Genomic DNA, 13,954 nt, shown 5'->3' on the forward strand with positions numbered 1-13,954 from the left:
GGCGCAAGGCTCGATACCAGCCGTTGTCAGATGATGAAGAAGGTGAGGAGGCTTGTGCCGCCCCGCCTCTAGTTTGAAGATTACTGCGTGACCTGACAGCCGCTGTCGGCAACCGACAGATAAGCCTGATCGCCCGGAACCTTGGCGAGCTGCTTGTACATGTCCCACTCGCTCTTGCTCTCTTCGGGCTTCTTCACCTGGAAGAGATACATGTCGTAGACCATGCGGCCGTTGGGCAGCACCTTGCCCTTCTTGGCGAAGACGTCCTCGACCGGCATCTCGTGCAGGAGCTTGGCGACCGGCTCGGTCGCATCCGTGCCGGCCTTCTGGACAGCCTTCAGGTACTGCAACACGGAGGAGTAGGTGCCCATATGGATCATGTTCGGCATACGGCCGGTCTTCTCCTGGAATTTTTTCGCGAAGGCGCGATTCTCGTCACTCTGGTCCCAGTACCAGCCTTCGGTGAGCGTCAGGCCCTGTGCCGCTTTGAGGCCGAGGCCCTTCACTTCCGCGAGGGTAAAGAGCAGGGCTGCCAGACGCGTGCCGCCCTGGGTGATACCGAATTCCGCAGCCTGCTTGATGGCGTTGGCGGTATCGAGGCCGGCATTGGCCATGCCGATCACGTTGGCACCGGAGCTCTGCGCCTGCAGCAGGAAGGACGAATAGTCGGTGGCCGCCAGCGGGTGACGAACGGCCCCGAGAACCTGGCCGCCCTTCGATTTCACGAATTTCGAGGTCTGCTCCTCGAGGGAGTAGCCGAAGGCGTAGTCAGCGGTGAGGAAGAACCATTTGTTGCCGCCGTTTTCCACCAATGCGCCACCGGTGCCGACCGCGAGAGCATGGGTATCGTAGGCCCAATGGAAGCCGTAAGGCGTGCATTGCTTGCCGGTGAGATCGGTCGTCGCCGCACCGGTCGTCATCGTGATTTTCTTCTTGTCCTTGGACAAGCCTTGGACCGCGAGGGCGACGGACGAAGTGGTCAGCTCCATGATGGAATCGACCTTTTCCGTGTCATACCATTGCCGGGCGATGCTGGCCGCAACGTCCGGCTTGTTCTGGTGGTCCGCGCTCACAATCTCGACAGGTACGCCGAGAACCTTGCCGCCGAAATCCTGCACCGCCATGCGAGCGGCTTCGACAGAGGATTTGCCGCCGAAATCCGCATAAACGCCGGATTGATCGTTCAGGATGCCGATCTTGACCACGCCGTCCGAGGCCTGCTGTGCATAGGCCGACTGCGCCATGACGGTGCAGCTGAGGGCAAACAGGATTTTATTGAGAACTCGCATCGATTTCCTTCCCTTCGTTCCGAAGCCGGTTGATCCAGCCATTGTTCAAGCCGCGGCGTGAGGGTACGCCCGGCGATGGCCAGAAAGGTACAGACACTGGCGTCTTGTGCAATGCGAGAGGGGGTCATCCTTAAGTCGCACATATCTTTAAGCTTCAAGCTTCTGCCTCATTTTGAGGCATGAGGCGGCGGCCTCCGAAACCGTGGCCACCTGCCGGCAACCCTGATCCGCATCTCCAGCGGTTCACAGAGGTCGGGGCAGCACCTATATCTCGCTCAGCTTTCATTCTCCCATTTTTTCGATTGGAGTCCTGAGATGACCGTGCATGCAAAGCCTGTGGATCGCCGCGTTGTTGAGCTGAAGGACCCGTCGCTGCTGGTGGGGCAGGCCTATGTGGCCGGCGAGTGGATCGATGCGCCGGACGGGAAGACCATTCCCGTCACTGATCCTTATGACGGGGCGCTCATCCTGGAGGTGCCCGACCTCGGTCCCGACGCCGCCCGCCGCGCCATCGACAAGGCTCATGAGGTGCAGAAGGACTGGGCCAAGCGAACGGCCAAGGAGCGCAGCGCCGTCCTGAGGAAATGGTACGACCTCATCATCGCCAATGCCGACGATCTGGCCCTGATCCTCACCACCGAGCAGGGCAAGCCGCTGACCGAGGCCAAGGGCGAGGTGATCTCGAACGCCGCCTACATCGAGTGGTTCGCCGAGGAAGCCAAGCGCATCGACGGCGACGTCATTCCCGGCGCCAACCCGTCCCAGCGCATTGTGGTGCTCAAGCAGCCGGTGGGGGTGTGCGCGGCGATCACGCCCTGGAACTTTCCCAATGGCATGATCACCCGCAAAGTCGGCCCGGCGCTGGCGGCCGGCTGCACCATGGTGCTCAAGCCCGCCGCTCAGACCCCGCTTTCCGCCTTGGCGCTGGCCGTCCTGGCCGAGCGGGCCGGGGTGCCGAAGGGCGCGTTCTCCGTGGTCACCGGCGAGGCCAAGCCGATCGGCGAGGAGTTCTGCCACAACCCGAAGGTGGCCAAGATCACCTTCACCGGCTCGACCGGGGTCGGCCGCTGGCTGATGAAGGAGGCCGGCGACAGCATCAAGCGCCTATCGCTGGAACTGGGCGGCAATGCCCCCTTCATTGTGTTCGACGATGCCGANCTGGCTGATGAAGGAGGCCGGCGACAGCATCAAGCGCCTATCGCTGGAACTGGGCGGCAATGCCCCCTTCATTGTGTTCGACGATGCCGATCTCGATGCCGCGGTGGAGGGTGCGATGGCGTCGAAGTTCCGCAATGCCGGCCAGACCTGCGTCTGCGCCAACCGGATTTATGTGCAGGAGAGCGTGGCCGAGGCCTTTGCGGAGAAGCTGGCCGCCAAGGCCAAGAGCCTCAAGCTCGGCCGGGGCACGGAAGCCGGCGTGACCATGGGGCCGCTGATCGACGATCGCGCCGTGGCCAAGATGGAGGAACACGTAGCCGACGTGCTCGACAAGGGCGGCAAGCTGCTGGTGGGTGGCAAACGCTCGGATCTCGGCAGCACCTTCTTCGAGCCCACCGTGATGACGGGCGTGACGCAGGCCATGAAGGTGACGAAGGAGGAGACGTTCGCGCCGCTTGCTCCGATCATCACGTTCAAGGACGAGGCGGAGGTGATCGCGATGGCCAACGACTCGGAATTCGGCCTAGCGTCGTACTTCTATGCCAAGGACATGGCGCGCGTCTGGCGGGTGGCGGAGGCGCTGGAGAGCGGCATGGTGGGGGTGAACACGCCCGCGCTCGCCAACGAGATGGCGCCGTTCGGAGGCGTCAAGCAGTCGGGTCTGGGCCGCGAGGGCTCGAAATACGGCATCGAGGGCTTCCTCGAAATCAAATACATCTGCTTGGCAGGGATGTAAGCATGAAGAAGCCCGGCAAGTCCGGGCTTCTTCTTTTGTGGATGAGAGGTGGCGACGTTTGCCGGATTCCTACGCGCTTCTCGCCCTGAGCAGCAGATCGGCCAGTTCCACGAAGCCCTCTCCGGAGTGGCCATTCGCAAGATAGGCAGGCGTGCTGGTCAGGCGATGGGCGAAGGCCTGGATGTTGGCGACGCCGACGCTCAAGGGAAAGGCTGCGAACATGGGCTCGTCGTTCGGCGAGTCGCCGGCATAGATCACGGTCTTTCTCGCCTGTTCCCAATCCATGCCGAACACGTCGGACAGCAGGGTCTTGGCCATGCTCAGCTTGTTGTAGTCGCCGAACCAGCCGTTCACATGAATGGAGCTGACCTTGGCCTGTGCGCCTGCACGCTCGAAGATGGAAACGATCCGGTCCACCTCCGCTTCCGGCAAGGCGGGCACGTCCTCGCAGAAGTCGATGGCGAGATCCGCCATGCGGTAAGCCTGATCGCTGGCGAGGCCCGAGCCGGGAACGCTTGTGAGCACTTCCGTCTCGATGGCATTGAGCTTGGCACGATTCCGCTTGAGCTCCTCCGGGCTTGCCCAGAAGCGCTGCTCCATCGTCTTGCGCTCGCGATCGTAGCGGAAATAGAAGGCACCGTTTTCTCCCACCACCGCATCCACCGGCCACATGCGGGCAATGTGATCGCACCATCCCGCAGGCCTCCCGGTCACGGGGATGACGAGGAAGCCTGCGCGATGCAGCCGTTCGAGTGCGCCGTAGGCGGCGGCCGTCAGCATTCCTTCCGTGGTGATCGTGTCATCGATATCGGTCAGCACCACGCGAACGGAGCGCGCCGTTTCCAGGGGCATCTGGGACAGTGGCTTCATGCCCTGCTCCTTGAAGGGCGGCGGCAGGGAGGCTGGATGAAGTGGGACATCGGCAGGGGGCCCTCGAGTGGATCGAAAGGATTGTGAGACGGCTAACGGCCGGTCTTTAAGCATGATCCCGCGACGGGTTCCATGGTCTTTGATGAGCAGGCACGCCGTTCTGTGTGCAATCTGCTGCCGGAGGCTTCACGCATGGGATTTCTGACGTAAAGTGACGCCATGCCAAACGATGCCGAAATCCTCTACGTCCTGTTCGATGCCGCCCTGAAGGCGGCGCTTCCGGATGGCCAGTTCGACGGCCGCTTGCCGCCCAAGCCCGCAGGGCGGACGATTGTTCTGGGTGCCGGCAAGGCCTCGGCCCGCATGGCGGCGGCTTTCGAGGAGGCGTGGGGCCACGTGGGAGGAACCTGCGAGGGGCTCGTGGTCACGCGATATGGACACGCGGTGCCGACAAAAGCCATCGAGATCGTCGAGGCTGCGCATCCGGTTCCCGATGAGGCCGGGGTACAGGCGGCCGGGAGGATCCTGGCTCTGGCTCAGGAGGCCGGTCCCGACGACCTCGTCGTGTGTCTCATGTCCGGTGGGGCCTCGGCGCTCCTGTCACTTCCGGCCGAGGGTGTCACCCTGGTAGATAAGCAGAATCTGAACCGCGCCCTGCTCAAATCGGGCGCCCCCATCGGGGAGATGAACCTGGTCCGCAAGTCGCTCTCCGCCATCAAGGGGGGCAGGCTTGCAGGAGCTGTCGGCAGGGCGCAGCTTGTCACCTACCTGATTTCGGATGTCCCGGGTGACTATCCCGGCAGCATCGGATCCGGCCCGACAATCCCCGAGCGGGTCGATCCTGACGTTGCCCTTGGTATCCTGCGCAAGTACGGCATCGAGGTGCCTGACCATGTCGTGCAGACCATCCGGTCGAACGCCGTCACCGAGCCTGTCACTGGCGGCGTGGTGCATATGCTGTCGACGCCCAAGATGGCCCTTGATGCCGCTGCCGCCAAAGCCCGTGAGCTGGGGCTGACGCCTCTCGTGCTCGGCGACGCGCTCGAAGGAGAGGCGCGGGAGGTCGGGCGTGTCATGGCCGGCATCGCACGTTCTGCCCTGATGCATGGCGAGCCAGCCAAGGCGCCATGCGTTCTGCTGTCCGGCGGCGAGACGACGGTAACGGTTCGCGGGCGGGGACGGGGTGGTCGCAACGCCGAGTTCCTGTTGTCTCTGGCCTTAGCCTTGAAGGATGAGAACAGGATCTCGGCCATCGCCTGTGATACCGACGGCATCGACGGTTCCGAGGACAATGCGGGCGCCTGGTTCGATGGTAGCCTGTTCGAGAGTGCTCGCGCGAAAGGGATCGATCTGGCCTCTCATCTGGACACGAACGATGCCTATACGGCCTTCGCGCAGCTCGACAGGCTCGTCATGACAGGTCCGACCTTGACGAATGTGAACGATTTCCGGTGCATCCTCATTCGTCCATGAGCGAAGCGGATTGCCGGCTCAGATGGAATAGCTGAGACCGGCCGTGTTCGTTTCCGGCGCGATCAGCGTGACCTTCGTTCCACGGCCTTCGTGACTCTCGATCTCCAAGTCCCCGCCGTGAAGCTTGAGAATGTACCAGGCGAGGCTTAGGCCCAATCCTGTTCCGGGCAGCTTCTTTGCGTTCTGGCCACGGAAAAACGGTTGCATGATGAAGGGCAGGTCCGGTTCCGGGATGCCGATCCCCTGATCCTTGACGACAATCCGGATCATGCCGACTCTCTTGCGGGCTGTGATTTCGATCGGCTGGTCTGGCGGCGAATATTTCATGGCGTTGGACAGGACGATGACGAGTGCCTGCTCCAACAGGATGGGATCGCCGATCACGACGGCAGGCAAACCGCGAGTCTGGAGCCGAATTGAGCGGGACGGCTCCTGTCCACCTTGTTCCCTGCAGACCCGGCGAATGAGCTCATCGAGGCTGAACTCGCTCGGGTTGAGGACAATCCCGCCGGCGGTTGCCCGGGTATAGGACAGGATCGTTTCAGTGAGTTCGTCGCGGCGCAGGCTGGCGCGCCAGATCTTCTCCGCCTTTGATCGAACATCGTGCGTGCTCAGCTGATCGGCGCGCCGGATCAGGCCTTGAGCCAGGGCATTGATCGCCGAAAGCGGCGTTCTGAGCTGATGGGCCAGGAGAGCGACGCGGTCCAATGGGTGAGTCGGGTTCCTCGACGCGGTGCGGCTGTTCGCACGGCGAGAGGCCCTGGGCGTTGGGCGCGAAGGACGTCGGGTGGCTGCGGGCACGGACGCGATGCCTGTATTACTTTATAACATTCAAAACCGGACTTGATCCGAATTAGTGCGCCCGTAGCCGTTGTCCATCCCTCATTCCTAGCAGAGCGATCGGACCCGATATTCAATGAAGGATAGCAGTCTGTCCTCGTCTGAAAACTATTTTAAGAATAATGAGATGTATTATTAAGTTTTACGCTTTGATTGCAGTGGCATACAGCCGAATTCTAACAGCAAGTGCCACTGAAGAAGACTTTCAGGGACGATCAGGCATATCATCCCTTCCTGACCGGTGTTGTCCCAAATCGAAATTTATCGGAAACCAACCCTTCGGAGTGGCGTTGCCCTGTCGGAACATCTGTTTCAGGAGAAACGTCATGGATAACGATCGCGCCGAAGGCAGCATGAAGAACATTAAGGGCCGCGTGAAGGAAGGCCTCGGCAAGGCCGTGGGCGACTCGAAGCTGGAAACCGAGGGCAAGATGGATAAAGCCGAAGGCAAAATCCAGAACACCATTGGTGGGATCAAGGATTCGCTCCGCAAGAGCACCTGATCTCGTTGAACGAAGTCAATAAGACGGGCCCGGCCGAAGAGCCGGGCCTTCTCATGCAGATTTGCCCGCCTTGCGGATCAAGAAGCTGATCCGGGAGGCTTCCTGGTTTTGCTCCTCTAAGACGTCACCGGTTTCGCGGATCAAATTGGGGACATCGATGCCCGCCAATGGGTCCGTGCAGATGACGTGCAGCCTTTCGCCGGGCGTCATGGAGAGCAGTGCCTTTCGCGTCCGCAAGACCGGCAATGGGCACTTCAAACCGGATAGATCAAGTTCGGTCATATTCTGCGCCCGTGCTGCGCCAGGCCATTCGCCTTGGCCCAATCGTCCGGCGTGTTGATGTTGAAGAACGGGTCGACCGGCCCGATGGGCCAGAATGCTTCGGCATATCCATGGAGACTCGCCCAGTCTCTTACACTGCGCAGGTCTTTTTCCAAGAGCGCCTGACGCAGATCGTGCCGCAGGGAAACGGGCCAAAGGCCGACAGCGAAATGAACCTGCGAGCCTGACGAGGCGCAGGCGAGAGCCATTTCGGATCCACGACGTGCGCCATGCAGTTGCCGGACCAGATCAAGGGGGATGAAAGGCGTATCTCCGGGAACGCTGACGATCCATTCGACGCTGGGGCGATATGCGGCCGTCCATTCGAGACCTGTCAGGATTCCTGCCAATGGCCCCCGATAACCTGCGACCGAATCCCGCACGACAGGAAAGGGCATAGTCTCGAAGCCTGGGAGTTCGCTATTCGCATTGACGATCACGCTTTCGCATTGCGGGGCCAGACGCTGCACCACATGCTCGAGAAGAGTGAGCCCCCCGAAGACGAGCAGGGACTTGTTGCCGCCTCCCATACGGCGGGAGAGTCCCCCCGCCAGAACGACACCGAGGGTTGGAGGCGGGATCATGCGGGGCCTATTCACTCGATCACAATGCGCGGCGCCGGCTTCGCCGCCGTACCACCGGCAAGGGACGTCCAGACCTGCTGCGCCATGTCCTTGTAGATCCTGGCATGCGGCCCTTCCGGATCAGCGACGACGACCGGGCGGCCGGCATCGGACAACTCGCGGATCGTCATGTTGAGCGGAACCTCACCGAGGAAGGGAACGCCCAGGCGCTTGGCCTCGTCACGCGCTCCGCCATGGCCGAAGATATGGGAACTCTGGCCGCAATGCGGGCAGATGAACGTGGCCATGTTCTCGACGATGCCGAGGATCGGGATCTCAACCCGCTTGAACATGGAAACGCCGCGCCGCGCATCGATCAATGCGAGATCCTGCGGCGTCGAAACGATCACCGCACCGGCAAGCGGTGTGGCCTGCGCCATGGTGAGCTGCGCATCGCCCGTGCCGGGAGGCATGTCGACGACGAGCACGTCGAGGTCGCCCCAGGCGACCTCCCGCAGCATCTGGGTGATGGCCGACATCACCATCGGCCCGCGCCAGATCATGGCGGCTTCCTCCTCGACGAGGAAGCCGATGGACATGACCTTGAGGCCGTAAGCCTCCATGGGCTCGAGAATGCGATTTTCGAGAAGGCGTGGCTTGCCGTGAATGCCGAGAAGCTTCGGCATGGACGGGCCATAGATATCCGCATCGAGCAGGCCGACCTTCAGCCCGAGAGCTTTCAATCCGAGGGCCAGGTTGCAGGCGGTCGTCGACTTGCCGACCCCGCCCTTGCCGGAGGCGACGGCGATTACGTGCTGCACGCCGGGAATACGTTGGTTCTTGGGCTGAGCTGCCGCCCGTGGTCGCTGTTGTGCGGTCGGCGAGGGGGGCGATGCTCCGGATCCGGCGGGCCGGTCGGCGGTGAGGCTGGCGAAGACGCCTTTCACGGCCGGCAGGCCCTGCACGGCCGTGACGGCGGCTTGGCGCACCTGTTCCATGCCTGCGGCCTCAGCCGGTTCGATGGTGATCGAGAACATGACCCGGCCCGCATCGTCCACCACCACGTCCGATAGCCGTCCCGAGGCAACGAGGTCGGTTCCGCTTGCATCGACGGGAACGGTCGACAGAGCCTGCAGCACATGCTCACGGGTAATTGCCACGATGAAATCTCCTGGATGGCTCTGAGGTTCTATGCCCCCTCATGTATAGGGCAAGAGCACGCTCGTTAAGACGGTCTCGGGCCGTCCAGTCGCAATATCCCGAACCAAACCGCACCTTGTCCGTTGTTCACCCGATCCCTCGGGAGCAGGTTCGACCGGTCGCGTCACTGCCTTCGCTGATCATTCCCGAGAGCCTATGTGACAAGATCAAGGAGACAACGATGCACCAGCACGGCCATAACGATCCGAATGCCGGGAAGCTCTATGAGCTGATCAAGGACGTGAAGATCGCCATGATGACGACCGTCGATACGGACGGGACACTCCACAGCCGGCCCATGCACAACCAGGAGGCGGATGAGCATGGGGACCTCTGGTTCTTCACACAGATCCAGTCTCCCAAGACGACGGAACTCTCCCGGGACAACGAGGTCAATCTGGCCTATTCCGATCCGAGCAGCCAGACCTATGTATCCGTGACAGGCAAAGCCGAGATCGTACGCGACAAGGCGACAATCGAGGAGAAGTGGTCCGAGCCCCTGCGGGCCTGGTTCCCAAAGGGCGTGGACGATCCGCAGATTGCTCTGATCCGCGTTCATCCGGCGAAGGGCGAGTACTGGGACAGTCCGTCCTCGACGCTGGTGCATCTCTACGGCTACGCGAAGGCTGCCATCACCGGTCAGCAGCCCGATCCCGGCAATCAGGCAAAGGTCAATCTGAGCTGAACTTTGCTGCAACGCGAAACATCAGGGGCCGCACGTGGCCCCTTTTCTTTGGCTTAATTTATCCTACCTCTACGTTACAAGCTTGGGTATAGTTGCAGAACAAGAAATAAGCTGGAGAAAATCCGCACGCCATTCATAAGAACAATCAGTTGGGGGCAGTCTTAGGGAGGAAACAATGAAGTCCGTCCTGCTTTCTGCAGTCTCATTTGTTGCTTTCGCGTCCTCGAGTTTCGCTCAGCCCGCAACCCAGACTCCAACCGGCAATCTGGAAAAGCTGTCATCGTTCCAAAGCACGGGAACCGCTGAGCCGCGGCCGATTCCACAGGAAGGGCGTCGTGCCGATGCCATCCGGAAGAATCTAGAGAAGATCCAGCTTCCGGCCGGGTTCAAGATCGAGCTCTATGCGATCGTACCCGACGCGCGCCACATGGCCGTCGGTCCCAACGCGGGCGTGGTCTTCGTCGGCACCCGCAAGAGCAACGTCTATGCCGTCACGGACCGCGACAAGGATCGCGTCGCCGACGAAGTGAAGCAGTTCGCGCCATCGGTCGCGTTCAAGATCCCGAACGGCGTCTGCTTCTCGCGTGACGGCGTTCTCTATGTGGCAGAGCAGAATCGCGTGCTGCAATTCCCGGCCGCCGAGTTCTTCTATGAAGGGCCGGATGTCGCGGCTTTCGTCGTGGCCAAACAGGGCGATCTCATTCCTCCGACGGAGGAGAGCTTCAATCATACGGCCCGTGTCTGCCGGATTGGACCGGACAACAAGCTCTACATTGCGCTCGGCCAGCCCTTCAACGTGCCGGCGAAAGATAAGCTGGACCTCTACAAGCGGACCGGCATCGGCGGCATCATCCGCATGGATCAGGATGGCAAGAATCGCGAGGTCTATGCAACCGGCATTCGCAACTCGGTCGGCATGGATTTCAATCCGGCCGACAAGTCGCTGTGGTTCACCGACAATCAGGTCGATGGCATGGGAGACGACAAGCCTCCCGGAGAGATCAACCGCATCGCCGATATGGGGCAGAATTTCGGCTTTCCCTATTACGGCGGCGGCACCGTCCGCACGGTCGAGTACAAGGACGATCCGGTTCCGGCAGGTGTGATCGGTCCGCAGGCTGAAATGGATCCGCATGCGGCTGATCTCGGAATGATGTTCTACACGGGCAGGATGTTCCCGCAGACCTACCAGGGCGGAATCTTCTCGGCCCAGCACGGCTCCTGGAACCGCACCAAACCGATCGGCGCGCGCGTCATGTTCACGCCGATCAAGCAGGACGGCACGGCGGACAAGCCGCAAGTCTTCGCCGAGGGCTGGCTGACGGAGAATGGCGAGTATCTCGGACGGCCGACGGATGTCGCCATGCTGCCTGACGGCTCCCTTCTCGTATCGGACGATACCGCCGGCGCGATCTATCGGATCTCCTACGAAGGCCGCTAGGGCCTGCTTCGATGGGCGTGCCACGAGGCACGCCCATCCTCTTTCAGAAGGTCAGTCATGAAGATGATCTGTGCCCTGGCTCTGCCAGGGATTTTCCTGGGCGTCGTCCTTGTCGATCATTCCTACGCGGCGGATGCTCGGGCAGGGCGCCAGAAAATTACGACCTGCCAAGCCTGCCATGGTCTCGATGGACTGTCGAAGAACCCGGAGGCCCCCAATCTGGCCGGTCAGATCGAGCCCTATCTCGTCAAAAGCCTGACGGAGTATCGTTCGGGCGAGCGCAAGCACGAGACCATGAACATAGTTGCGAAGGAATTGTCGGACGAGGATATCGCGGACGTGGCCGCTTACTATGCTTCGATCCAGGTCGACGTCCTGCCGCCCTGACAGTTCCCTTTATATCCGTCGTGGTCTTCCCCGGACCTGATCCTGGGATCAGTCCCGACCAGCTCGGTCATGAAAAGCGCTGCACTCTGTGCAGACGGGATCACCGGCACGGGCCAGCGATGACGAGAGAGGCAAGCGTTGATCGTCTTTGTCAGGGGCCATGTCCTAATCCTGTAGCCGGCGCTCTTTCATCCCGGGCGTCCCTTCGCTATTGTCTCGCCTCCTTTGAGCAGCATGGAGCAGGCGATGGTGGACATCGCGACCAGGGTGTACAACCATACCTGGAAGATCGATCCGATCGTCCGGTCCGTTCTGGATACGGATTTCTACAAGCTTCTGATGGCGCAGACGATCTTTCGCCGCCACCGGGACGTGCAGGTCACGTTCGGCATCCATAACCGCACCACCCGCATCCGTCTGGCCGACATCATCGATGCCGGTGAACTGCGCGAGCAGCTTGACCATGTGCGCAGCCTGGCCCTGACGCGGGGCGAGTCCACTTGGCTGCGCGGCAATACCTTCTATGGCAAGCGGCAGATGTTCTCGCCGGAATTCATGGACTGGCTCGAGACCTTCCGCTTTCCAGAATACCTGCTCGAGAAGGAGGACGGCCAATACGTGCTGACCTTCCACGGTCCCTGGATCGAGACCACCATGTGGGAGATTCCGGCGCTCGCCATCCTCAACGAGCTGCGCTCCCGCGGTGTTCTCAAGAGCATGGCAAAGTTCGAGCTGCAGGTGCTCTATGCCCGCGCCATGACGCGGGTCTGGGAGAAGATCGAGCGTCTCAGGAAGCTTCCGGATCTGTCGATCTCCGATTTCGGCACACGCCGCCGCCACGGCTTCCTCTGGCAGGATTGGTGCGTGCAGGCGATGATGGAGGGCCTTGGATCGTCGTTCCTCGGCACGTCCAACTGCCTCATCGCCATGCGTCAGGAAGTGGAGGCCGTGGGCACGAACGCCCATGAACTGCCCATGGTCTATGCGGCCCTGACCGACAGCGAGGACGAACTGGCCAAGGCGCCATACCATGTGCTGGCGGATTGGCAGCAGGATTACGAGGGCAACCTGCGCATCATCCTGCCCGATACCTACGGAACCACGAACTTCCTGGACAACGCACCGGAATGGGTCGCCTCATGGACCGGCATCCGCGTGGACTCGAAGGATCCGGTCGAGGGCGGCGAGGAGGCCATCGAATGGTGGCGCCAGCGCGGCCAGAATCCGAGTGAGAAACTCGCGATCTTCTCCGACGGGCTCGATGTGGATGTGATCGAGCGGATCCACCGGCACTTCCGGGGCCGCATGCGGATCGGTTACGGCTGGGGCACGCTTCTCACCAACGATTTCCGCGGCCTTGCTCCTGACGGAGCGCTCGACCCGATCTCCATCGTCTGCAAGGTCATCTCGGCCGACGGCCGACCGACGGTGAAACTCTCCGACAATCCGACCAAGGCCATGGGGCCGAAGGCGGAAATCGAGCGCTACAAGCGCGTCTTCCATGTGGGGCAGCAAACGGCCCAACCTGTTCTGGTGTGACGGACATGATCATCGATCTCAATTGCGACATGGGTGAAGGCTTCGGCCCCTGGCCGATGGGAGACGACGAGGCGATGCTCGACATCGTCTCCTCGGCCAACATCGCCTGCGGCTATCACGCCGGCGACCCATCGATCATGTTCCGCACGGCCGAGACGGCGAAGCGCAAGGGTGTCGCGATCGGTGCGCATCCGGGCTTCAACGATCTGCACGGCTTCGGCCGCCGTATGATCCGCGGCGACAGCCCGGTCGAGATCGAGCGCATGGTGGCCTATCAGATCGGCGCCATGCAGGCGGTCGCGGCGCTTGCCGGGCACGAGGTCACCTACGTGAAGGCGCACGGATCGCTCAACAACATGGCGAACGAGGACATGGATCTCGCCCTTGCCATCGCCCGCGCCATCAAGGGCGTCGATGCAGGCCTCATCAATGTCTGCATGCCCGGGCTTCTGATGGAAAAGGCGTCCGAGACGACCGGCGTGAAGGTCGCGCGGGAGTTCTTCGCCGACCGCACCTACGAGGACGACGGCACGCTGACGAGCCGCAAGAAGCCCGGCGCCGTCCTGCATGACGCCGATGCGGCGGCCGAGCGCGTGCTGCGTGCCGTGCAGGACAAGGCGGTGACGACGACCTCGGGCAAGCGCATTCCCGTCCAGTTCGACACGATCTGCGTACACGGCGACGAGCCGAGCGCCGTCGTCATGGCGCGGACGGTCCGTACGAAGCTGGAGGCGAACGGCATCACCATCGCGCCGTTTTCGAAGGCCGTTTCATAAAACCCTCACCTCATCCTGAGCATCTGACCTTATATTCACTTCCTTCATCATCACCGGCCTCGTGCCGGTGATCTCGCTTCGGTAAGGCGCCGCGCCTCACACGATCGGGACGGCCGGGTCAAGCCCGGCCATGACGGCAGGAGGAGGGGTGCGACGGGATGATGGACGACGCC

General features: G+C 61.7%; 13 protein-coding genes and 1 pseudogene. 8 read left to right on the forward strand and 6 right to left on the reverse strand.

Features of this window, described 5'->3' with window-relative positions:
* Positions 1-80: 80 nt before the first annotated feature.
* Positions 81-1,244: an ABC transporter substrate-binding protein gene (locus KHP60_RS14360; RefSeq protein WP_249688793.1), complete on the reverse strand. Its 1,164-nt coding sequence runs from the start codon at positions 1,242-1,244 to the stop codon at positions 81-83.
* Positions 1,245-1,604: 360 nt separating this feature from the next.
* Between KHP60_RS14360 and KHP60_RS14365 the strand changes: the two are divergent.
* Positions 1,605-3,183 (forward strand): annotated as a pseudogene (locus KHP60_RS14365) (NAD-dependent succinate-semialdehyde dehydrogenase).
* Between the two features lie 69 nt (positions 3,184-3,252).
* Here KHP60_RS14365 and KHP60_RS14370 read toward each other — a convergent pair.
* Positions 3,253-4,053, reverse strand: a complete 801-nt coding sequence (locus KHP60_RS14370; RefSeq protein WP_213565006.1) for an HAD-IIB family hydrolase — start codon at positions 4,051-4,053, stop codon at positions 3,253-3,255.
* Between the two features lie 219 nt (positions 4,054-4,272).
* Between KHP60_RS14370 and KHP60_RS14375 the strand changes: the two genes are divergently transcribed.
* On the forward strand, positions 4,273-5,526 hold the full coding sequence (locus tag KHP60_RS14375) for a glycerate kinase (protein ID WP_213565007.1): 1,254 nt from the start codon (positions 4,273-4,275) through the stop codon (positions 5,524-5,526).
* A gap of 18 nt (positions 5,527-5,544) precedes the next feature.
* Here KHP60_RS14375 and KHP60_RS14380 read toward each other — a convergent pair whose 3' ends face one another.
* Complete coding sequence (locus tag KHP60_RS14380; protein WP_213565008.1) at positions 5,545-6,234, reverse strand: sensor histidine kinase KdpD; 690 nt, start codon at positions 6,232-6,234, stop codon at positions 5,545-5,547.
* Positions 6,235-6,692: 458 nt separating this feature from the next.
* On the opposite strand from KHP60_RS14380, the gene KHP60_RS14385 reads away from it, so the two are divergent.
* Complete coding sequence (locus KHP60_RS14385) at positions 6,693-6,869, forward strand: CsbD family protein (RefSeq protein ID WP_213565009.1); 177 nt, start codon at positions 6,693-6,695, stop codon at positions 6,867-6,869.
* A gap of 51 nt (positions 6,870-6,920) precedes the next feature.
* Here the strand turns inward: KHP60_RS14385 and KHP60_RS14390 are convergent, their stop codons facing one another.
* Genes KHP60_RS14390 through KHP60_RS14400 form a run of 3 tightly spaced genes read right to left on the reverse strand, consistent with a single transcriptional unit; the run spans position 6,921 to position 8,913 of the window.
* Positions 6,921-7,151 (reverse strand): sulfurtransferase TusA family protein, encoded by a 231-nt coding sequence (locus KHP60_RS14390; RefSeq protein ID WP_213565010.1) that lies wholly within the window; start codon positions 7,149-7,151, stop codon positions 6,921-6,923.
* The gene (mobA, locus tag KHP60_RS14395) at positions 7,148-7,774 is read right to left on the reverse strand and encodes a molybdenum cofactor guanylyltransferase MobA (RefSeq protein WP_213565011.1); all 627 of its coding nucleotides are present in this window, start codon (positions 7,772-7,774) and stop codon (positions 7,148-7,150) included. The genes KHP60_RS14390 and mobA overlap by 4 nt, the downstream gene beginning before the upstream one ends.
* 11 nt (positions 7,775-7,785) lie before the next feature.
* Entirely contained in the window at positions 7,786-8,913 is a 1,128-nt protein-coding gene (locus KHP60_RS14400) for an Mrp/NBP35 family ATP-binding protein (protein ID WP_213565012.1), read from the reverse strand.
* Between the two features lie 221 nt (positions 8,914-9,134).
* Between KHP60_RS14400 and KHP60_RS14405 the strand changes: the two genes are divergently transcribed.
* The 5 genes from KHP60_RS14405 to KHP60_RS14425 all read left to right on the forward strand — a co-directional run bounded on the left by KHP60_RS14405 (position 9,135) and on the right by KHP60_RS14425 (position 13,781).
* A complete protein-coding gene (locus tag KHP60_RS14405) occupies positions 9,135-9,638 on the forward strand; it encodes a pyridoxamine 5'-phosphate oxidase family protein (RefSeq protein ID WP_213565013.1) in 504 nt (167 codons plus the stop codon).
* 175 nt (positions 9,639-9,813) lie between these two features.
* On the forward strand, positions 9,814-11,079 hold the full coding sequence (locus KHP60_RS14410; protein WP_213565014.1) for a sorbosone dehydrogenase family protein: 1,266 nt from the start codon (positions 9,814-9,816) through the stop codon (positions 11,077-11,079).
* A 63-nt stretch (positions 11,080-11,142) separates the two neighbouring features.
* Complete coding sequence (locus KHP60_RS14415) at positions 11,143-11,466, forward strand: cytochrome c (protein ID WP_249688796.1); 324 nt, start codon at positions 11,143-11,145, stop codon at positions 11,464-11,466.
* Between the two features lie 246 nt (positions 11,467-11,712).
* A complete protein-coding gene (gene pncB / locus KHP60_RS14420; protein ID WP_213565016.1) occupies positions 11,713-13,005 on the forward strand; it encodes a nicotinate phosphoribosyltransferase in 1,293 nt (430 codons plus the stop codon).
* A 5-nt stretch (positions 13,006-13,010) separates the two neighbouring features.
* Complete coding sequence (locus KHP60_RS14425; RefSeq protein WP_213565017.1) at positions 13,011-13,781, forward strand: LamB/YcsF family protein; 771 nt, start codon at positions 13,011-13,013, stop codon at positions 13,779-13,781.
* Positions 13,782-13,954 lie beyond the last annotated feature (173 nt).

The sequence above is a fragment of the Microvirga sp. 3-52 genome, from assembly GCF_018383585.1.
Lineage (GTDB): Bacteria > Pseudomonadota > Alphaproteobacteria > Rhizobiales > Beijerinckiaceae > Microvirga.

Bases quoted from the DNA above. Each gene is read 5' to 3' on its own strand.
- KHP60_RS14360 (WP_249688793.1), bottom strand. From the start codon at position 1,244: ATGGCGCAGTCGGCCTATGCACAGCAGGCCTCGGACGGCGTGGTCAAG.
- KHP60_RS14370 (WP_213565006.1), bottom strand. From the start codon at position 4,053: ATGAAGCCACTGTCCCAGATGCCCCTGGAAACGGCGCGCTCCGTTCGC.
- KHP60_RS14375 (WP_213565007.1), top strand. From the start codon at position 4,273: ATGCCAAACGATGCCGAAATCCTCTACGTCCTGTTCGATGCCGCCCTG.
- KHP60_RS14385 (WP_213565009.1), top strand. From the start codon at position 6,693: ATGGATAACGATCGCGCCGAAGGCAGCATGAAGAACATTAAGGGCCGC.
- KHP60_RS14390 (WP_213565010.1), bottom strand. From the start codon at position 7,151: ATGACCGAACTTGATCTATCCGGTTTGAAGTGCCCATTGCCGGTCTTG.
- mobA (WP_213565011.1), bottom strand. From the start codon at position 7,774: ATGATCCCGCCTCCAACCCTCGGTGTCGTTCTGGCGGGGGGACTCTCC.
- KHP60_RS14405 (WP_213565013.1), top strand. From the start codon at position 9,135: ATGCACCAGCACGGCCATAACGATCCGAATGCCGGGAAGCTCTATGAG.
- KHP60_RS14410 (WP_213565014.1), top strand. From the start codon at position 9,814: ATGAAGTCCGTCCTGCTTTCTGCAGTCTCATTTGTTGCTTTCGCGTCC.
- KHP60_RS14415 (WP_249688796.1), top strand. From the start codon at position 11,143: ATGATCTGTGCCCTGGCTCTGCCAGGGATTTTCCTGGGCGTCGTCCTT.
- pncB (WP_213565016.1), top strand. From the start codon at position 11,713: ATGGTGGACATCGCGACCAGGGTGTACAACCATACCTGGAAGATCGAT.
- KHP60_RS14425 (WP_213565017.1), top strand. From the start codon at position 13,011: ATGATCATCGATCTCAATTGCGACATGGGTGAAGGCTTCGGCCCCTGG.